The 17,765-nt window shown below is 72.5% G+C and carries 19 protein-coding genes; 10 read left to right on the top strand and 9 right to left on the bottom strand.

What is annotated here, in order from left to right; all coding sequences use genetic code 11:
* Positions 1-26: 26 nt before the first annotated feature.
* Positions 27-1,403 (bottom strand): alpha-lytic protease prodomain-containing protein, encoded by a 1,377-nt coding sequence (locus tag ACFVQ0_RS34975; protein ID WP_390093287.1) that lies wholly within the window; start codon positions 1,401-1,403, stop codon positions 27-29.
* Positions 1,404-1,601: 198 nt separating this feature from the next.
* Between ACFVQ0_RS34975 and ACFVQ0_RS34970 the strand changes: the two genes are divergently transcribed.
* Positions 1,602-2,282 carry a phosphotransferase gene (locus tag ACFVQ0_RS34970; protein ID WP_390093216.1) on the top strand — a complete coding sequence of 227 codons (681 nt, stop codon included), beginning with the start codon at positions 1,602-1,604 and terminating at the stop codon, positions 2,280-2,282.
* Between the two features lie 71 nt (positions 2,283-2,353).
* Here the strand turns inward: ACFVQ0_RS34970 and ACFVQ0_RS34965 are convergent, their stop codons facing one another.
* Positions 2,354-4,885, bottom strand: a complete 2,532-nt coding sequence (locus ACFVQ0_RS34965; protein WP_390093215.1) for an ABC transporter permease — start codon at positions 4,883-4,885, stop codon at positions 2,354-2,356.
* The gene (locus ACFVQ0_RS34960) at positions 4,879-5,613 is read right to left on the bottom strand and encodes an ABC transporter ATP-binding protein (protein WP_390093213.1); all 735 of its coding nucleotides are present in this window, start codon (positions 5,611-5,613) and stop codon (positions 4,879-4,881) included. Before ACFVQ0_RS34960 ends, ACFVQ0_RS34965 begins: the two co-directional genes overlap by 7 nt.
* A 133-nt stretch (positions 5,614-5,746) precedes the next feature.
* Between ACFVQ0_RS34960 and ACFVQ0_RS34955 the strand changes: the two genes are divergently transcribed.
* Together ACFVQ0_RS34955 and ACFVQ0_RS34950 are read left to right on the top strand one after the other, a co-directional pair.
* Positions 5,747-7,042: a sensor histidine kinase gene (locus tag ACFVQ0_RS34955; protein WP_390093212.1), complete on the top strand. Its 1,296-nt coding sequence runs from the start codon at positions 5,747-5,749 to the stop codon at positions 7,040-7,042.
* A gap of 2 nt (positions 7,043-7,044) precedes the next feature.
* Positions 7,045-7,686 carry a response regulator gene (locus ACFVQ0_RS34950; RefSeq protein WP_390093211.1) on the top strand — a complete coding sequence of 214 codons (642 nt, stop codon included), beginning with the start codon at positions 7,045-7,047 and terminating at the stop codon, positions 7,684-7,686.
* Here ACFVQ0_RS34950 and ACFVQ0_RS34945 read toward each other — a convergent pair.
* Positions 7,683-8,351 (bottom strand): TetR/AcrR family transcriptional regulator, encoded by a 669-nt coding sequence (locus ACFVQ0_RS34945; protein ID WP_390093210.1) that lies wholly within the window; start codon positions 8,349-8,351, stop codon positions 7,683-7,685. The genes ACFVQ0_RS34950 and ACFVQ0_RS34945 overlap by 4 nt on opposite strands.
* A gap of 152 nt (positions 8,352-8,503) precedes the next feature.
* Between ACFVQ0_RS34945 and ACFVQ0_RS34940 the strand changes: the two genes are divergently transcribed.
* Positions 8,504-8,767 carry a hypothetical protein gene (locus ACFVQ0_RS34940; protein ID WP_390093208.1) on the top strand — a complete coding sequence of 88 codons (264 nt, stop codon included), beginning with the start codon at positions 8,504-8,506 and terminating at the stop codon, positions 8,765-8,767.
* A 15-nt stretch (positions 8,768-8,782) separates the two neighbouring features.
* Here ACFVQ0_RS34940 and eno read toward each other — a convergent pair whose 3' ends face one another.
* The gene (eno, locus tag ACFVQ0_RS34935; RefSeq protein WP_390093207.1) at positions 8,783-10,090 is read right to left on the bottom strand and encodes a phosphopyruvate hydratase; all 1,308 of its coding nucleotides are present in this window, start codon (positions 10,088-10,090) and stop codon (positions 8,783-8,785) included.
* Between the two features lie 170 nt (positions 10,091-10,260).
* On the opposite strand from eno, the gene ACFVQ0_RS34930 reads away from it, so the two are divergent.
* Together ACFVQ0_RS34930 and ACFVQ0_RS34925 are read left to right on the top strand one after the other, a co-directional pair.
* Positions 10,261-10,704, top strand: coding sequence for a MarR family winged helix-turn-helix transcriptional regulator (locus ACFVQ0_RS34930; RefSeq protein ID WP_390093206.1), 444 nt, complete (start codon positions 10,261-10,263; stop codon positions 10,702-10,704).
* Positions 10,701-11,234, top strand: a complete 534-nt coding sequence (locus tag ACFVQ0_RS34925; RefSeq protein ID WP_390093205.1) for an NUDIX hydrolase — start codon at positions 10,701-10,703, stop codon at positions 11,232-11,234. The genes ACFVQ0_RS34930 and ACFVQ0_RS34925 overlap by 4 nt, the downstream gene beginning before the upstream one ends.
* On the opposite strand, the gene ACFVQ0_RS34920 is transcribed toward ACFVQ0_RS34925, so the two are convergent.
* The gene (locus ACFVQ0_RS34920; protein ID WP_390093204.1) at positions 11,216-12,241 is read right to left on the bottom strand and encodes a helix-turn-helix transcriptional regulator; all 1,026 of its coding nucleotides are present in this window, start codon (positions 12,239-12,241) and stop codon (positions 11,216-11,218) included. The two genes, ACFVQ0_RS34925 and ACFVQ0_RS34920, sit on opposite strands and share 19 nt — an antisense overlap.
* Positions 12,242-12,303: 62 nt before the next feature.
* On the opposite strand from ACFVQ0_RS34920, the gene ACFVQ0_RS34915 reads away from it, so the two are divergent.
* Positions 12,304-12,894 (top strand): TIGR03086 family metal-binding protein, encoded by a 591-nt coding sequence (locus ACFVQ0_RS34915; RefSeq protein ID WP_390093203.1) that lies wholly within the window; start codon positions 12,304-12,306, stop codon positions 12,892-12,894.
* Positions 12,895-12,955: 61 nt separating this feature from the next.
* Positions 12,956-13,810, top strand: a complete 855-nt coding sequence (locus ACFVQ0_RS34910) for an NAD(P)H-binding protein (RefSeq protein WP_390093202.1) — start codon at positions 12,956-12,958, stop codon at positions 13,808-13,810.
* Between the two features lie 16 nt (positions 13,811-13,826).
* Here the strand turns inward: ACFVQ0_RS34910 and ACFVQ0_RS34905 are convergent, their stop codons facing one another.
* From ACFVQ0_RS34905 to ACFVQ0_RS34895, 3 genes are all read right to left on the bottom strand, one after another.
* Positions 13,827-14,423 carry an HAAS signaling domain-containing protein gene (locus ACFVQ0_RS34905; protein WP_390093201.1) on the bottom strand — a complete coding sequence of 199 codons (597 nt, stop codon included), beginning with the start codon at positions 14,421-14,423 and terminating at the stop codon, positions 13,827-13,829.
* On the bottom strand, positions 14,410-14,811 hold the full coding sequence (locus tag ACFVQ0_RS34900; RefSeq protein WP_390093200.1) for a PadR family transcriptional regulator: 402 nt from the start codon (positions 14,809-14,811) through the stop codon (positions 14,410-14,412). Before ACFVQ0_RS34900 ends, ACFVQ0_RS34905 begins: the two co-directional genes overlap by 14 nt.
* 156 nt (positions 14,812-14,967) lie before the next feature.
* Positions 14,968-15,717, bottom strand: coding sequence for an SDR family oxidoreductase (locus ACFVQ0_RS34895; protein WP_390093199.1), 750 nt, complete (start codon positions 15,715-15,717; stop codon positions 14,968-14,970).
* Between the two features lie 144 nt (positions 15,718-15,861).
* Between ACFVQ0_RS34895 and ACFVQ0_RS34890 the strand changes: the two genes are divergently transcribed.
* Positions 15,862-16,488, top strand: coding sequence for a TetR/AcrR family transcriptional regulator (locus ACFVQ0_RS34890; RefSeq protein ID WP_390093198.1), 627 nt, complete (start codon positions 15,862-15,864; stop codon positions 16,486-16,488).
* 169 nt (positions 16,489-16,657) lie between these two features.
* Positions 16,658-17,095: a hypothetical protein gene (locus ACFVQ0_RS34885; RefSeq protein ID WP_390093197.1), complete on the top strand. Its 438-nt coding sequence runs from the start codon at positions 16,658-16,660 to the stop codon at positions 17,093-17,095.
* Positions 17,096-17,765 lie beyond the last annotated feature (670 nt).

Here is a 17,765-nt window from a genome sequence, read left to right as displayed (position 1 = left end):
GGGTGCGGGGTCTGCGGTGCCGGGTGCTACAGCGCCTGCCACAGCGCGGGGACGTTCGGGGGCGTCCAGCCGGTCTGGGCCTGGTGCCCCTGGAGGCACCGGTAACTGGCGGAGCCGTACGTCACCACGTCGCCCGCCGCGTACACCGTGCCGGCCGCCCAGCTGCCGCCGGGCTCCGTCGGCGGATCGGTCGGGTCGGTCGGATCGGTCGGGGTGCCGCTGGTGACCAGGGTCAGCCCGTACGCCTGGAGTGCCGGGTTGACCGGCTGGAAGTACGTCGTACCGCCCTGGGTGCAGTTGCCGGTGCCGCCGGACGTGACGCCCTGGGCCTGACTGCCGGAGATGAACGAGCCCCCGGAGTCGCCGGGTTCCGCGCACACGTTGGTACGGGTCACCCCGGAGACGGTGCCCTCCTGGTAGGTGACGCTGCTGTTGCGCTGCTGGACGGTGCCGCAGTGCCAGCCGGTCGTCGAGCCCGAGCGGCAGACCGACGAGCCCTCCAGCGCCTCGGTGGAACCGGTGACCGTCACATCGCCGTTGCCGTAGCCGTTCACCAGCGGGCGGGGGGTCCAGCCGGTGTTCGCGGCGACCCAGGAGTAGTCGCGGCCGGGGAAGGTGGAGCCCTGGAAGGAGCCCTGGGCCTGCTGGTTGTAGCCGCTGGTGGTGACACCCGGGGTGCCGCAGTGCCCGGCGCTGACGAAGCCGCCCTGGGTGCCGCGCTTGACGGGGAAGCCGATGGAACAGCGGCCCGTACCGTTCATGTAGTACGCGTCACCGCCCCGGAGATCGGTGAACGTGCGCGGCTGACCGGCCGATCGGCCGACAGTCACCAGATCGCCGTCCACCCCGGCCGCGGCCAGGAAGCTGTCGGCGGCGGCGCCCCGGCCGGCCTCGACGACGACGCGGTTGGTGCGCACATCGACGTACCAGGCGGGTACGTCCTTCGGCGGTCGCTGCCGCGCCACCCGGTCGAGGGCGGCCTTGGCCGAGGTGAGTTCGGCCAGGCTGTGGGATACGACGACGGCCCGCGCACCGGCTTCCGTGATCCTGGCGGTGTCCGCCGCGTCGGTGGTGGCGACGGTCAGTTCCGCCGCGTCACCGCTCACCCGGGCGCCGCCGAAACCGGCGCCGAGGGAGTGCCGCAGCCCGGCGGCCGTGGCCGCCGCACGGGACTCCGCGCCGATCCTGGCCCGCGCACCGTCGGCGGTCAGCCCGAGATCGCGCCGCATCGCCTCGATCAGACCGGGAGAGAGCCGGTCCGCCCCGGCGACGGGAGCGGCGGGGGAGGCGGGGGAAGGGTCCGCGGACGCGGTGCCGGTCAGTCCGGCCAGGGCGAGCGCGCCGACGGCCACGGCGGCGGCGAACGCGGCCGGCGCACGTCTTCGGAGTACGGATCTCTCCACCGGACTCTCCACGGAAATATCCATGGAACTCTCCTTCGTTGCGGGGGAATTGCCGACAACGTAGCCGCGCGCGCCCGGCTCCAGGAGATCCCGTCCGCCCCATCGCATCACGTTATGGGGCGGCCGTGACCGGCGGCGATACGGTGAAACCCGCGCTCCGGCCTCCCCGTTCACGCCCGGCCCGAGTAGGTTCCCCTCATGCGAATAGGCCAACTGCTGGGCACCGGACGCTCCGCCGACGTATACGAACTGGACGAGCAGTGGGTCCTGCGGCGTTATCGCGACGGGCTGGACGCCAGGCGCGAGATGCCCGTCATGTCCTATCTCTCGGCCTCCGGCTACCCGGTCCCCCGGCTCGGCCCGCTGCCCGTCTCCGCCGGTCCCGGCGACCTGGTGCTGCAGCGCCTGAGCGGTACGACGATGCTGGATTCCCTGATGTCCGGCGAACTCGGCGGGCAGGAGGGCTCCGTCATGCTGGCCGGTCTGCTCGCGGACCTGCACACCGTCCCGGCCCGGCTCTCGGCGGACCCCGAGGACCGGATCCTCCACCTGGACCTGCACCCGGGCAACGTGATGCTGACGGCAGGCGGCCCGGTGGTGATCGACTGGAGCAACACGGAGGAGGGCCCGCCCGCCCTGGACCGGGCCATGACCGCGCTGATCCTGGCCCAGGTCGCGGTCGATCCCCATGACCCGGCGGCGTCGGGCGCCCGCGCGCTGGTGGACATCCTGGTGCCGCTGCTGGCCGCCGACGACGGCATCCCGGCCCGCCACCTCGCCGGGGCGGCGTCCCGCAGGGCCGCCAACCCGACGATGAGCCCGGCCGAACTGGCCCTCATCGGGAAGGCGTCGGAGCTGGTCGGCTCACTGTCGGCATAGGCCCCGGACCCGCCCCCGCCCCCTCCCCCGTCCCGTTCACACAGGGCTCGACCGCATCCGCGCGGGCCCGGTCAGTCGCGCGTACCCGCCGGCTCGACCGGCCGGGTGCGCAGCGCGAGGGACGCGGGCAGCACGGCGAAGACCACGGCCAGCGCCGCGCTCACCCCCGCCACGAGGCCGATGGCGCCCCACGGGACGACAACGCCCGATCCGGCGCCGAGCAGCCCGAGAGCGGTGCGCACGCCGAGCAGGTTCAGCGCGGCGACGACCCCGCCGAGCACCGCGCCCACCGCGACCACGGCCAGCGCCTCCACCCCGACCAGCCGCAGCACCTGCGCTTTCGTCGCCCCGGCGAGCCGGAGCACCGCCAGCTCCCGCACCCGGTCGGAGGTGGCCATCACCTGCGTGTTGGCCAGCGCGATCCCCGTGTACAGCAGGGCGATCGCGAGAATCATCAGCATCCCGGTCCGGGTGGCGGAGCCGGTCGCCGGACGGTCGCTCTTCACCCACTGAGCCGTGGTCAGCACATCGGTGCCGGTCGCCCGCCCGTCCGCGTACAGCTGCTTCGCGACGGCGGACCGTTCGGCACCGGCCCGGATCCCGATGTCGACCCGGTCGATCGCGGCACGGGCGGCGTTGCGCGGGGTGACGTAGACGCCGTTGCCGCCCGTTCCGGTGGCGAGCACGGCCACCACTCGCAGGGTCACCTTGCGGCCGTCGCCCAGCCAGACGCCGACGCGCTCGCCGACCGTCCTGGTCAGCCACTCCTCGTTGACGACGATGCCACCGTCGTCGAGGTCCGCGAACCGGCCCGCCACCACCGGCAGCGCGGACACGGCTGCCGCGTCCGCCGGGTCCACCGCCCTGGCCTCCGAGCCGACGAGCGCCACGCCCTCCTCCAGAACGGTCACGGAGGTGGAGCGCGAGGCGCTGACCACCGCGCCGGGGATGCGCCGGGCCCGTTCGACGAACCGTGCGGAGACCGCCCCGCCGTCGGTCGTGGCGACGAAGTCCCCGGTGGCCTGGGTACGCACCTCCGCGGACTTGGCCGCGTCGATGGTGGCCGTCGTGCCCATGAGCGACACGGCCAGGCCGACGGTGACGATCACGGGAGCGGCGACGGCGGCCGTCCTGCGCAGCCCGGCGCAGGCGTTCTCCCTGGTCAGCAGCCATGTGGCGCCGGGCAGCCGGGCCGGCAGCCAGGTGAGCGACCGGATGGCGGGGCGGACCAGCACGGGTGCGAACAGGGCGAACCCGACGATCAGCAGCATCGGCTGGGTGATGTAGGTCTTCCGCTTGAGGAGCCCGCCGGGGTCCTGGACGAGCGCGACGGCCACCAGCACGGCCCCGGTCAGCAGGACGGCCAGGCCCAGCAGGATCCGGCTCAGCGGCATCGAGCCGCTGTCGACGGCGGATTCGCGCAGCGCCTCGACCGGTCCGGTCCGGCCGGCCCGGTACGCGGCGGTGACCGCCCCGATCAGGGCCACCGAGAGCCCGGTCCAGAACGCGGTGTGCAGCGGCCAGGTCTGGTCACCGATCTCGAACCAGCGGGGCGCCAGCCCCTCACCGGCCATCCAGGAGGCGAGCCGGGGCGCACCGGACAGGCCGAGCCGGCAGCCGACCGCCGACGCGAGTACGCCGATGAGGACGGCTTCGGCGTACACCAGCCGGCGCACCTGGCCGGGCGTGGCGCCCGCCGTGCGGAGCAGGCCGAACTCGCGGCGGCGCTGGGCCACTCCGTACGAGAACGTCGAGGCGATCACGAAGACGCTGACGAAGGAGGTGATGCCCGCGGCCGTGCCGAGCAGGGCGTTGACCGAGGCGAGCGCCTCCGCGTCCCGGTCCGGATCGGGGTCGGCCAGGCGCCGCTCGTCGCCGGTGAGGACCGCCATGCCGGAGCCCGTACCGGAGCCGTTGGCCGCGGTTCTGCGCACGGTCGCGCGCACCGCCGCCGGATCCGCGTGCACCACCACGGCGTCGATGTCCGGGGAGATCCTGGCGGCCTCGGCCTCGGTGAAGAACACGGCGGTCTCGAAGCCCGCGGAGCCGTGGGCGGGGCGCACCGTCCCGACCACCGTCCTGGTGCCGCTGCCCGCCGGGGTCCTGACGGTGATCCGCTCTCCCGTCCCGCGATGCGGGTCCGAGCCGTCCGCCGCCGTCACGACGACCTCGCCGGGCGCGGCCGGGGCCCGCCCGGAGGCCAGCCGGTAGGGGGCGGCGGCCGCGACCGGCCAGGGGTGGCCGACGGCCCGCCCGCCGTCACCGGCCGGGCGGGCGGGCCCGAGGGTCACGGGGAACGTGCGGTCCAGTTCCGTACGGCCCAGGCGGGCGAGCTCCCCGGCGAGCTCCGCCGGGACCGGGCGCGGATCGGTGAGCGGCCGGGTACGGACGCCGATCGGGGTGTCCACCCGCAGCCGGTCCTCGCCCCGGACCAGGACGGGGGCTGCGGCGAACCGCTCCGGGCCCTGGTGCGGCGCGTCGAACGTCGCCGCGAGCGCCAGACCGGTGGCGGCGACGATCCCCACGCCGAGGGCCAGCGCGACGAAGGAGCCGGCGAAGGTGACCCAGCGGGTCCGGATGCCCCGGAGCACGAGACTCAGCACGGGACCGCCGCCAATCCCGTCATGCGCGCGGCGATCTCCCCGGCGTCCGGCGCGTGCAGCTCGTCCCGGACCCGGCCGTCGGCGAGGAAGAGCACCCGGTCGGCGCGGGCGGCCGCGACCGGGTCGTGGGTGACCATGACCACGGTCTGGCCGTCGTCGACCATGGTGCGCATCATCGAGAGCACCTCCTGACCGGTGGTGGAGTCGAGCGCTCCGGTGGGTTCGTCGCCGAAGAGGACATCGGGCCGGGTGACCAGCGCGCGGGCCAGGGCGACCCGCTGCTGCTGGCCGCCGGACAGTTCCCCGGGCCGGTGCCCGGCCCGATCGCGCAGCCCCACCCGCTCCAGTACGTCGAGGACTTCGGCCCGCCCCGGCCGGCGGCCGGCGAGCCGCAGCGGAAGCGCCACGTTCTGCTCCGCGGTGAGGGAGGGCAGCAGGTTGAACGCCTGGAAGACGAAGCCGATGCGGCTGCGGCGCAGTAGCGTCAGCCGCCGCTCGCTGAGCCCGGTCAGTTCGGTGTCACCGAGGAACACCTGGCCGCCGGTCGGCCGGTCGAGGCCGGCGGTGCACTGGAGCAAGGTCGACTTGCCGGAGCCGGACGGGCCCATGACGGCGGTGAAGGTGGCGCGCGGGATGTCCAGGCTCACTCCGTCCAGCGCGGTCACCGCGCCGGACTTCCTGCCGTAGGACCGGGTGACCGAACGGAGTCGGACAGCTGCTTGGTTCATGGACAGGAGCCAACCGCCTCCGCGCTCCCGGCACATCGCAGCGAGGAGGAGTCCTCATGGTGGAGGTAGCTCCACCACGAAGGTCGACACCACTGGGTGGTCCGGGCTCCGGGACGCGCCCTAACGTTCCCCCATGCCCTCCTCCCCCGGCCTCCCGCAGGCACTGCGACAGCGCCGTTACGTCCTCGGCGGGTGGCCCTGGCGGGCCGCGCTCTACCTGCTGACCAGCGTGCCCCTCGGCATCGCGACGCTCACCGCCCTGCTCCTGCTGACGGTCGTGGGCGGTGCGCTGTCGGTGGTCCTGATCGGGATACCGCTGCTGCTGACCCTGGTACTCGCCGGCATTCCGCTGGCCGCGCTGGAGCGGCGCAGGCTCCGACTGCTCGACCCCCGGCCGCTGCCCCCGGCACACCGCGAACCGGACGGCACCGGGCTGCCGTCCTGGCTGCGCACCCGCCTCCAGGAACGTTCCACCTGGCGGGAGTTGGGGTACGCGCTGCTGTTCGCCCTGGTGCTGTGGCCGCTGGAGGCACTGGCGGTGGGGACGGCCCTCTCGGTCTGCGGCGGGCTGATCGCGGCGCCCGCGGTACTGGCGGCGAGCGGCGGTGAGGAGGTCCGGGTGCTCAAGATCTGGCTCGCCCACTCCTATCCGCCCGCCTTCGCGGCGCTGCTCGCCGGGGTGGTCCTGCTGCCGGTGTTCGCATATCCGCTGGGACTGCTGGCGGCCGGGCGGGCGGCGCTGACCCGGCAGCTGCTCTCCCCGCCGGATGCCGGACTCGATTCCAGGCTGCGGGAGTTGGGGCGGTCCCGGATGCGCCTGGTGGACGCCTTCGAGGCGGAGCGCCGCCGTATCGAACGCGATCTGCACGACGGCGCCCAGCAACGGCTCGTCGCCCTGTCCATGACGCTCGGCCTGGCCCGGCTGGAGAACCCCGCGCAGCCGCTGGCCGGAATGCTGGCCAAGGCCCATGCGGAGGCCGGGGTCGCCCTGGTGGAGATCAGGGAGCTGATCCAGGGCATCCACCCCCGGGTCCTCACGGACCGGGGGCTGCGGGCCGCCGTGGAGGACGTCGCGGACCGCTCCGCGGTGCCGGTGGACGTGGACCTCGACCTGCCGGACCGGCTGCCCGAAGCGGTGAAGACCGGGGTCTACTTCGCGGTCTGCGAGGCGCTGGCCAATGTCGCCAAGCACAGCGGGGCGGGACGGGCACGGGTGACCGGCCGCACCGAGCGGGGCCGGCTGGTGGTGGAGGTCTCGGACGACGGCGTGGGCGGCGCGGTGACCAGCGGCGGAACGGGACTTGAGGGGGTGGCCGACCGCCTCTCGGTGCTCGGCGGCCACCTGCTACTGTCCAGTCCCCCCGGCGGGCCCACGGTGTTCCGGCTGGAGGTGCCCGCCCCGTCCACGCCGTCGTCCGGGAGGCCCTGACCGTGCGGATCGTACTGGCAGAGGACAGCGTGCTCCTGCGGGAGGGACTGGTCGGCCTGCTGGAACGGTTCGGGCACCGGGTGGTGGCGGGAGCCGGAACGGCCGGCGAGCTGATCGCGGCCGTCACCGAGCACCGCCCGGACATCGTCGTGACCGATGTCCGGATGCCCCCGGGCTTCTCCGACGAGGGGCTGCGCGCCGCGGTCGAACTGCGCACCCTCCAGCCGGACCTGCCCGTTCTCGTACTCAGCCAGTACGTCCAGCGCGCCTACGCGGAGGATCTGCTCGACTCCGCGGACGGGCGGGGCGTCGGCTATCTGCTCAAGGAACGGATCGGCCACGTCGAGGAGTTCGTCGACGCGCTGCACCGGGTCGGCGCCGGGGACACGGTGGTGGACCCCGAGGTGGTCCGCCAGCTGATCCGGCACCGCCGGGATCCGCTGTCCCGGCTGACCGCCAGGGAGCAGGAGGTGCTGGCCCTGATGGCGGAGGGCAGGTCGAACGCGTCGATCGCGGCGGCGATGACGGTCAGCGAGGGCACGGTCAGCAAGCACTTCGGCAGCATCCTCGGCAAGCTCGACCTGTCGCTGGACGACACCACGAACCGCCGGGTGCTGGCGGTGCTGGCGTACCTGCGCGGTTAGGGCGCCGGCGGACCAGCGACGGGTCCGGACCCGGGAACAGCCCCGGATACGGTCACGGCCCCCGGCCCGGACAGCGCCTGCCGGGCGAACGCCACCACGTGGCCGCGCAGATCCAGCCCGGCCGCGCCCGCACCTGTCTCAGTACCCGTACCCGTCCTCGTATCCGTACCGATGATCAGCCGCGCGAGCTGCGGTACCGCGTTGGGCCAGGCGGCGAGCCCGATCAGGCTCAGCAGGCAGGCCGCGACCTGTGGAGACGCCTCGGTCCCGAAGCTCTCGGCCAGGACGGCGATCTTCTCCTCGTAGCGGCTGCGGCGAAGCTCCTCGTTGGGCAGCACCCCGTCGCGGTAGTGCAGCCCCTCCCAGAAGAAGAGCCTGACCAGGACCGGGTTGTCCCGGTGGAAGTCGTACACCCGCCCCACGTACTCCGCGGGGTCGTCGCCGCTCCGGAGCGGGACGGCCTCGGCCAGCTCGTCGAGCGCACGGCCCACGACGGCGTCGAACAGCTTCTGCTTGTTGCCGAAGTAGCCGTAGATCCGCTCCTTGTTCACGCCGGCCAGCTCCGCGATCCGGTCGACGCGGGCCCCGGCGATGCCGTGGGCCGCGAACTCCTCCTTCGCCGCAGCGAGGAGCCGTTCCTTGGTGGGGGGCGTGTCCGAGGTCATGGCACCAGCGTAGAACGAGTTCACCACTGAACCAACCAACTGGATGGTTGACATCCAACCAGTTGGTTGGTTCAGTGGAACCCGCCACCGGGGGCAGCCGCACAGCCCCGGCGGCAGCACCGCAGGATCCCCCGCCACCGGAAGGACCACCGATGCCCGCCACCACCTCCACCGCTCCCACGCCCCAGGCACAGCCGGTCCCGCTGCCCTCCGTGCACGTGCGGGTTCTGCTCACCTGGCTGGCCGTGTTCACGGCCCTCACCGTTGTCCAGCTGGCGATCGGCCCCTACGTCGCGGGCTTCCCGATGCTCCTGCGCACGCTGGTCATCACCGGCATCGTCGTCCCGGCCGTGGTCTACGCCATGGTGCCGAATCTCCTGAAGGTCCGCACCGCGGCGCTGCGCCGGCTTCGCTGAGGACGGTGCCGCCCCTCACCCGGCGGACGGCGCGGGCCGGGCGGCGTATCCGTACACCGCCGAATCCCCCAACTCCTCCTCGATCCGGATGAGCTGGTTGTACTTGGCCGTGCGGTCGGAGCGGGACAGGGACCCGGTCTTGATCTGCCCGCACCCCGTGGCGACGGCCAGATCCGCGATGGTCGTGTCCTCCGTCTCGCCGGAGCGGTGGGAGATCACCGCCGCCCACCCGGCCCGCCGCGCGGCGTCCACCGTCGCGAGCGCCTCGCTCAGCGTCCCGATCTGGTTGACCTTGACCAGGACCGCGTTGCCCACCCCGGTACGAATGCCCTCCCGCACCAGCGCCTCGTTCGTGCAGAACACGTCGTCCCCGGTCAGCTGGCACCCGGCCCCGACCCGCGCCGTCAGCTCGCGCCACCCGTCGAGGTCGTCCTCCGCCATCGGGTCCTCCACCGAGACGATCGGGTACGCGTCGATCAACTCGGCGAAGTAGTCGACCTGTTCGGCGGACGTACGCCGGACGCCCTCACCCGTGTACACGTACGCGCCGTCCCGGTAGAACTCCGAGGAGGCCGGGTCCATGACGAGGCCGATGTCCGCTCCGGGCCGGTAGCCGGCCCGCTCGATCGCCGCCATGACGAAGTCGAGCGCCTCCTCGGCCGTACGCAGCGCGGGCGCGAAGCCGCCCTCGTCGCCGACGCCCGTGGAGTGGCCCGCGGCCAACAGGTCGCGGCGGAGCGTGTGGAAGACCTCGGAACCCATCCGGACGGCCTCCGCGAACGAGTCCGCGCCCACGGGCGCGATCATGAACTCCTGGAAGTCCAGCGGGTTGTCGGCGTGGGCGCCACCGTTGATGATGTTCATCATCGGCACCGGCAGCACCCGGGCGCCCGCGCCGCCGAGGTAGCGGTACAGCGGCTCCCGGTGCGAGACGGCGGCGGCCTTCGCGGTGGCGAGGGAGACCCCGAGCAGGGCGTTGGCGCCGAGCCGCGCCTTGGTGGGGGTGCCGTCGAGCGCGACGAGCGCGGCGTCGAGGCCGGTCTGGTCATCGGCATCGCGCCCGGTGACCGCGTCCGCGATCTCGCCCTTCACATGAGCCACGGCCCGGTCGACGCCCTTGCCGTGCCAGCGCCCGGGGTCACCGTCCCGCAGCTCCACCGCCTCGCGGGCTCCGGTGGAGGCGCCGGAAGGGACGGTGGCGCGGCCCAGAGATCCGTCGGCGAGGACGACATCGACCTCGACGGTGGGGTTGCCTCGGCTGTCGAGGACGGCGCGGGCGGTGACGTTACGGACGGCGGTCGGCTCAACTGTGCTTACGGGCATGGGAGTTCCTTCCCTTGTCGCCTGCCGGACCCTGGCTGCGACGACGCTGGCGCTCGGCCCGACACCTGGAAACTGTACAGCATTGCTGTTCAGTCATGCTGTACAGCATAGCTGTGCACCCCAGCTGTTCAGTTATGCTGCGTGACGGCGTTTCCGGGTTAAAGTGCCCTATGCCGACCCCGGAAGCCGCCACCGTCGCCACCGAACTGCGTACCGCGATGGGCAAGCTCAGCCGGCGCGTGAAGCGCGAGGACCTGATCCCGGTGGGGCAGATCGCCGTGCTCGGCGTCCTGGACCGCGACGGCGCCATGACCACCAGCGATCTCGCGGCCGACCAGCGCGTACGCCCGCAGTCGATGGCCCGCGCGGTCGGCCTCCTCCTCGATCAGGGCCTGGTCACCCGCAGGTCCCACCCGACGGACGGACGCAAGTCCCTGGTCGAACTGTCGGACGCCGGCCGGTCCGCGCTGGAAGCGGAGCGCGGCCGCAGGGCCGGCTGGCTGGCCCTGGCCATCGAGGCCGAACTCTCGGACGAGGAACGCAGGTCGCTCGCGCGCAGCGCGGCCCTGATGGAACGGCTGGCCGCCCGCCAGGGCCTGCCCGGACCGTCATGAGCGCACCCGGCCACGACAGCGGTGGCGTCTCCGGTGCGGGTGCGAACGTGGTCGTGGACGACGGCGTCGAGTTCCCGGTCCCGGCGGACGGCGAGGTCTGGGCGGTCGGCGCGGTGGTCCTCGACCCGGACGGCAAGGCCTTCGCCCAGCGGCGCGGCCCGCACCGGCGGCTGTTCCCCGACTGCTGGGACATCGTCGGCGGCCACGTGGAGCCCGGCGAATCGCTGCTGGACGCCCTCGCCCGCGAGATCGCGGAGGAGACCGGCTGGCGGCTGCGCCGCGTCCGCCGCCTCTTCGGGATCACCACCTGGACCGGCGACGACGGGGCCGGTACGCGGCACGAGGCCGACTACCTCGTCGAGGTCGACGGAGATCTGCGCCGCCCCGCCCTTGAGTGGGCCAAGCACACCGCCTACGACTGGTTCGGCCCCGACGACCTCCCCCGGCTGACGGAGAACCGCGCCCCCGGCGAATACCTCATCCACGACCTGATCGCGAAGGCCCTGCGGGATCACCCGGCCGGACCCTGAACCACCTCCGCAGCACCCGTACCCCCATCCCCATCCCCATCCGCGTCCGCACCCCCGCCGTCCGGGACCCCGTACACGGACGCCAGTTCCGCCGCCAGTTCCGCGAGTCTGGCCCGCGTGCCCGGCGGGCCGAGGACCTCCACCCCGGCGCCCAGGCCCGCCAGTTGGGCGGCCAGCACCTCCGGTGTCGGGCCGTCCACCTCGATCTCCAGCCGCCCGTCCGCGCCCACCGCGCCGATCCGCAGCCGGCCGCCGAACAGCCGTTGCAGGACCGTTTCGGTCCCGGGGTCCGCCAGAGCCCGCGCCGTCACCGCGTGCATGCGGTCCTCCACCGGCCCGGCGAGGGAACGCCAGGCCGTGGCGAGGTCGAATCCGTCCGGCCGCACGACGGGTTCCCCGGTCGGCTCGACGGACGTGACGCGGCTGAGCCGGAAGGTCCGCAGGCCGCGCTCGGTGTCCGCGACGAGATACGCCACGCCCGCCTTGGACGCGATCCCGAGCGGATGCACCGTCCGCTCGCTCCCGGGCCTGCCGGGACCCGCGTAACCGAGCCTGACCCGCACCCCGTCGATCACCGCCCGCTGGAGCGCGTCGAGCCGGGGCGCGTCGGTGGTGACCTCGGTCCGCGACCAGTCGGTGGCGTCGACGACCCCGGCACGTACGGCCGCCTCCGCGTCCGGGCGCAGGGTCGCCGGCAGGGCCCGTACCAGCTTGCGCAGGGCGGTACGCAGTTCGGGCGTCGCGGAGGAGGGCCCGGCGAGCAGGAACAGGGCGCGGCTCTCGTCGGCGGTCAGCCCGGTGAGGTCGGTACGGGCGCCGCCGACGAGCGACCAGCCGCCGCCCCGCCCGCGCTGCGAGTAGACGGGAACTCCGGAAGTGGCCAGCGCCTCCAGATCGCGCCGGGCCGTGCGTTCGGCCACGCCGAGCTCCACCGCGACCTCCGCGACGGTCACCCGGCCGCGCGACTGGAGGAACAGCAGCAGGGCCACCAGACGGTCAGCTCTCATACCGATCATTCTCTGATTCAAAGTGGCCAGAAGATGGCCACTTTAGCTTTCAGGATGAGGTCATGACCAACAACACCGCGCACCTCACCGACACCCGCACCACCCTCTGGAAGGCCGTCGGCCTGGCCGGGACAACCCTTGCCGCACTTCCCCCGGAACAGCTGGACGGTCCGACGCCCTGCCCCGACTACACCGTGCGGCAGCTCGCCGGGCACCTGATCGCCGGGCTGCGCAAGGTCGCCCTGATCGGGCGCGGCGGTGATCCGCTGGGCTTCCCGGTGATCGCGGACGACGTCACCGACGCGGACCGGGCGGCGGCGTGGGAGAGCGCCGCCCGCGAGGCCGAGGACGCCTGGTCGGACCCCGCGATCCTGAGCCGCCCGCTGCGCCTGCCGTTCGGCACCCTGCCCGGAGCGGCGGCCGCCACCGTGTTCACGACCGAGTTCACCCTGCACACCTGGGACCTGGCGAAGGCGGTCGGCCTGCGCCCCGCCTGGGACCCGGAGGTGCTGGCGGGATCGCTGGCCGCGATGGGGCGCGCCCTGCCGGCCGAACCGCGCGGCGGCCGGGTGCCGTTCGGCCCCGTGGTGGAGACGGGCGCGGACGCGGAGGACATCGACCGGCTCGTCTCCTGGTACGGCCGGAAGCCGTGACCGCCGTACCCGGCACAGAAGAAGCAGTGACAACCGCACAAGAACCGGAGGACCTGACCACATGATCGTCGTGACCGGAGCAACCGGAAACGTAGGACGCCCGCTCGTCCAGGCACTCGCCGCAGCCGGCCAGGACGTGACGGCGGTGTCCCGGAACGCCCCGGCGGACCGGCTCGCCGGGGCCGGCCCGTCGGTACGGCACCACAGCGCGGACCTCGCCCGCCCCGGCAGCCTGCGCCCCGCCCTCGACGGCGCCGACGCGCTGTTCCTGCACGACACGGGGGCGGGCGCCCACCTCCTGGACGTACCGGAGATCCTCGGCGCCGCCCGAACCGCCGGGGTGGGCCGGATCGTGCTGCTGTCCTCCCAGGGCGTGGCCACCCGACCGGAGTCGGCCTCGCACGGAGGCGTGGCGCGGTCGCTGGAGGAGGCCGTGCGGCAGTCGGGCGTCCGGTGGACGATCCTGCGCCCCGGCGGCTTCGCCTCCAACGCCTACGCCTGGGCGGACTCGGTCCGCGCTCACCGAACCGCCGCGGCCCCGTTCGCGGACGTGGGCCTGCCGGTCGTCGACCCGGCCGACATCGCCGAGGTAGCCGCCGCGGCCCTGCACGAGGACGGCCACGCGGGGAACACGTACGAGCTGACCGGCCCGGCTCTCAGCACACCCCGGCAACGGGCCCGGGACCTCGCGGAGGTGCTCGGTGAGCCGGTCACGTTCGTCGAGCAGAGCCGCGACGAAGCCCGTGCGGAGATGCTGCGGTTCATGCCGGAGGCGGTGGTCGTGACGACGCTCGCGATCCTCGGTGAGCCCACCCCCGCCGAGCAACGGGTCAGCCCCACGGTCGAACAGCTCCTCGGCCGCCCGGCCCGCACCTTCACCGAGTGGGCCGGCCGGAACATCGGGGCCTTCAAGTAGCGGGCCTTCAGCTGGTTCACGGACGCCTGGTCCGCCACAGGTACCCGGTTCCGGCCAGCGTCACGACGAACGTCAGGGCGACGACCGTCCAGCGCAGCGCCGGGTCCGCACCGCTTCCGTCGTCGGGGAGGACGAAGACGTACCAGCCGACCCTCATGACGACGGGGACGATGAAGGTCACGGCCACCCCGGTCCACTTCTCGGCCAGGGTCCAGTAGCGGGCGCGGAAGATGATCACGACTCCGCTGACCATGCACGCGCAGGCTATCCAGTCCAGGACCACGCCCTGCCCCAGGTAAGGCACGACTGCGCTGACCAACAGGAGTACCAGGGGCAGCCACACCGGAGAACGGCGGCGGCCCGGCTTCCGGGCCGCCGCCCCCGCCGCGCCCGCGTCGCCGCCGAGCTCCTGGAACGCCGTCGCGGCGATCGCGCGGGGGTCACCGATCTCGTCCAGGATTTCGCGGGTGCTGCTGGGCCGTTCGGCGAGCGAGACCTCGATGTGTTCGCCGAGGTCGGCGATGAGTTCCTGGCGGGCGGCCGGCGGCAGCATCGACGTCTCACGCTCGACTGCCGCGAGGTAGTCCCGCACGAGCGTTTCATCGGTCTTCAAGAGTGTGCCCTTCCAGGTGCGCGCCGAGCTCCTTGCCCGGCGTGAGGAGTCGGTCGACGGCGTCACGGAAGCCGGGCCAGATCGCGGTGAACTCCGCGAGCGCGGCCCGGCCGGACCCGGACAGTTCGTAATACCGTCGCGGCGGACCGGACGTCGACTCTCGCCAGGTGGTGACGACCAGCTCGTCCCGCCGCAACCGCGCCAGCAGCGGATACACGGTGCCCTGGCTGGTCGCCAGCGCACCGGTCGCCCCGAGCTCACGGAGCAGCTCGACGCCGTACCTCGGCTCGTCCCGCATCAGCGCGAGAACGCAGTACTCCAGCACGCCCTTGAGCAGCTGGCTCTCGGCCTTGCCCGAGGCCCGGCCACTTGCCTCACCTGGTTCCATGCATGGCAATGTACCAGGTGAAGCATGTCACGCAGTCACGCACTCGGCCCACAGGCCCGCTCACCCGCACTCCCGCATGCCTGCACACGCGAGCCCTGCGAACACGGGAGCCCTGCGAACACGGGAGCCCCACGGACACGGGGGCCCCGCGACCAGTCAGGCGATGCCACCGTTGGCGAACAGGACCTGGCCATTGACCCACCGCCCGTCGGGGCCGGCCAGGAAGGCGACTGTGCTCGCAATGTCCTCGCCCGCACCGAGCCGGTCCAGCGGGGAGGCGGCGGCGATCCGCTCGACCAGCTCGGGACTCTTGCCCTCCAGGAAGAGCGGGGTCGCGGTCGGCCCGGGAGCCACGGCGTTGACGGTGACGTCCCGGCCGCGCAGTTCGCGGGCGAGGATCAGAGTCATGGCCTCGACCGCACCCTTGCTCGCCGCGTAGGCGGCGTACGTGGGCTGCTGGAGCCTGGTGACCGAGGTCGAGAAGTTGATCAGCGCTCCGCCGGGGCGCAGCCGCCGGGCGGCGAGCTGCGAGACGACGAACGTGCCGCGCACGTTGACCCGGTGCATCCGGTCGAAGGCGTCGAGGTCCATCTCGGCCACCGGCGCGAGCAGCATGATCCCGGCGGTGTTGACCACCACGTCCACCCCGCCGAAGCGCTCCTCCGCGGTGTCGAACAGGGCCGCCATCTCCGCCTCGTCCGCGATGTCGCCGCGGGCGGCGACGGCCTGACCACCGGCCTCCTGGATCGAGGCCACCACTTTTCCGGCGCGCTCGGGGCCCCCGGAGTAGTGCACGACAACCGCCGTGCCCCGCGCGGCCAGCGCGGACGCGACGGCGCCGCCGATCCCGCCGGAGCCCCCGGTCACGATCGCCACACGGGTGGCGGATTCCTCAACGGCGGCCATAGCGACCTCCCTCTCATCTTTGTGGACGGTGAGTACACTACCGCTATATGGACTCATCGTCCATATAGATATGGTCAGTGAGTCCATATAATCCCTCCCAGGGCCGCGCCACCCGGTCGGCCACGCCGGACCAGGAGCGGGCACATGGAGCGACCAGAGGCCGAGAGAACCGACCCGCTCAAGCCGGGGCGCGGACGCCGCCGGGCGGAGGACGTCCGCCACGCGACGCTGACGGCGGCAGCCGAGCTACTGCTCACCGAGGGGGTCCACGCCCTGACCTTCTCGAAGGTCGCCGCGCGCGCGGGCGTCAGCAAGATGACCCTCTACAAGTGGTGGCCCTCCCCCGGCGCCCTGGCCTTCGACGCCTACTTCAACACCTTCAAGGAGACCCTCGCCTTCCCCGACACCGGCGACATCGGACGTGACCTGACCACGCAGCTGCACAGCTTCGTCGATCTCCTGAACCGCAACGGCCCCGTCATCGCCGGAATCATCGGAGCCGCCCAGGGCGACCCCGGCCTGGCGGAGGCGCTCTCCGCCCACTACGTCGTTCAGCGGCGCGCCCTCGCCGTCGAACGCCTCACCCGCGCACAGCAGGTGGGCCAGATCCGTGCGGAGGCCGACCTGGAGACGATCGTCGATCAGCTCTGGGGCGCCGTCTACCACCGGCTGCTGATGCCCGCGCAACCACTGAGCAGAGAGTTCGCGGACCGGCTGATCGCCAACCTCCTCCGGGGCGTCGCCCCGGACCCCTCGGACCGGGCGACCTGACGAGCAGCCCCGGCGACCTGCCGGGCGGAGCCTGTGGCCGCCGGGCCTACCTGCCAGAAGGAAATCCTCACGAATTCGACTACATCCGAGGCCACATAGGAATGGGCGACGAACACTATTCCCACCGGCGCATTTTCGATCGCCCCAACTTCGGGGACTGAAGGACATCGTGACCCACGTATTCAAGTTCCGTCATCGCGGCACCGCAGGCATGGGCAATCTCGCGGTGGACCTGCGGGCAGAATCCGCTCCTGTCGAGAACGGCATCCCGCCACACAGCATGCAGATCCACAAGAAGGTCTGGCTCGGCCTGCCTGCATCCGGCCTGCACTGGAAGGACGCCGCCTGGCTGGCCTTCGGAGTCTCCCTCAACGCACCCGCCCTGAGTGAACTGCTGCCCGATGGAGTCTTCATTCGCGCATCCTCACTCGACTATCCCCTGAGCGACTACCGGTCCGAGGCGGCGGCTCTGGCCATGGACAGGTGGCTGCATACACAGTTCGACATCGAGCACTCGGGCGCTGCCGTCACGTACGAAGTTTCACGAGACCAACTCACCTTCACTTGGGGAAAAACCGTCCACCCGTTCTCCGACGCCCCGCAATAAGACCAGGCCATGAGCAGATCGACAGTGACTCTTGGCGCGTGGGACACGCAGTACTTTCCGGCGGGAGAACCTGTCACGGCCGACGAACCGATCCCGGCTTCGACAGCCCCGCCTGCGGCGAGCGCTGCACCGGCAACGCGCTGGAGTTCTTCACCACGGAACGACGTAGGACAACGACAGAGGCTGACGCGAATGGATGACAGCACTCCCGGCGAACTCCAGATCTACGCGGTAGAGGAAAGGAGCGCCGGGACCGCGACATGCGCTGTCCGCTGCGTAGGCGGCGTCGTGCGCACCGGCCGGCTGTTCAGGCCTCGACTGAACGACGAGGCACTGGGCGACCCGGCATCCCTACGCCTCGACTGGATCAACTGCTACGGAAGGGCCACGGACTCCCTCCATCCGCCCCACAGCGCCTTGGTTCAACTGTCGGGGGACGGCGTGAATCTTCTGACGCGAGGCGTGATCCTCCATAACGGTCCCCTGCCCCGGCAGAATGCCGGATGAGGCGTCCCACGCCGGACCCGGACATGAAAAAGCCCCAGGTCACGGCGAGTGAGTCCTGGGGCTGATCCGAGCCGCCTTCGGGATTCGAACCCGAGACCTACGCATTACGAGCTCAAGATCGAAGGTGACTCGGGGGTTCAGGTCCTGACGCTGCATGACGATC

Origin of the sequence: Streptomyces sp. NPDC057900, from assembly GCF_042887885.1 — a bacterium.
Classification (GTDB): Bacteria; Actinomycetota; Actinomycetes; order Streptomycetales; family Streptomycetaceae; genus Streptomyces.
The sequence above is the reverse complement of the archived record's forward strand: the minus strand, read 5'-3'. Positions and strand labels throughout refer to the sequence as shown.

What these genes read in the sequence shown, in the direction of transcription:
- ACFVQ0_RS34910 (WP_390093202.1), top strand. Translation starts at nt 12,956, where the DNA reads ATGATCGTCGTGACCGGAGCAACCGGAAACGTAGGACGCCCGCTCGTC.
- ACFVQ0_RS34895 (WP_390093199.1), bottom strand. Translation starts at nt 15,717, where the DNA reads ATGGCCGCCGTTGAGGAATCCGCCACCCGTGTGGCGATCGTGACCGGG.
- ACFVQ0_RS34960 (WP_390093213.1), bottom strand. Translation starts at nt 5,613, where the DNA reads ATGAACCAAGCAGCTGTCCGACTCCGTTCGGTCACCCGGTCCTACGGC.
- ACFVQ0_RS34945 (WP_390093210.1), bottom strand. Translation starts at nt 8,351, where the DNA reads ATGACCTCGGACACGCCCCCCACCAAGGAACGGCTCCTCGCTGCGGCG.
- ACFVQ0_RS34940 (WP_390093208.1), top strand. Translation starts at nt 8,504, where the DNA reads ATGCCCGCCACCACCTCCACCGCTCCCACGCCCCAGGCACAGCCGGTC.
- ACFVQ0_RS34890 (WP_390093198.1), top strand. Translation starts at nt 15,862, where the DNA reads ATGGAGCGACCAGAGGCCGAGAGAACCGACCCGCTCAAGCCGGGGCGC.
- eno (WP_390093207.1), bottom strand. Translation starts at nt 10,090, where the DNA reads ATGCCCGTAAGCACAGTTGAGCCGACCGCCGTCCGTAACGTCACCGCC.
- ACFVQ0_RS34970 (WP_390093216.1), top strand. Translation starts at nt 1,602, where the DNA reads ATGCGAATAGGCCAACTGCTGGGCACCGGACGCTCCGCCGACGTATAC.
- ACFVQ0_RS34920 (WP_390093204.1), bottom strand. Translation starts at nt 12,241, where the DNA reads ATGAGAGCTGACCGTCTGGTGGCCCTGCTGCTGTTCCTCCAGTCGCGC.
- ACFVQ0_RS34930 (WP_390093206.1), top strand. Translation starts at nt 10,261, where the DNA reads ATGCCGACCCCGGAAGCCGCCACCGTCGCCACCGAACTGCGTACCGCG.
- ACFVQ0_RS34900 (WP_390093200.1), bottom strand. Translation starts at nt 14,811, where the DNA reads ATGGAACCAGGTGAGGCAAGTGGCCGGGCCTCGGGCAAGGCCGAGAGC.
- ACFVQ0_RS34925 (WP_390093205.1), top strand. Translation starts at nt 10,701, where the DNA reads ATGAGCGCACCCGGCCACGACAGCGGTGGCGTCTCCGGTGCGGGTGCG.
- ACFVQ0_RS34955 (WP_390093212.1), top strand. Translation starts at nt 5,747, where the DNA reads ATGCCCTCCTCCCCCGGCCTCCCGCAGGCACTGCGACAGCGCCGTTAC.
- ACFVQ0_RS34915 (WP_390093203.1), top strand. Translation starts at nt 12,304, where the DNA reads ATGACCAACAACACCGCGCACCTCACCGACACCCGCACCACCCTCTGG.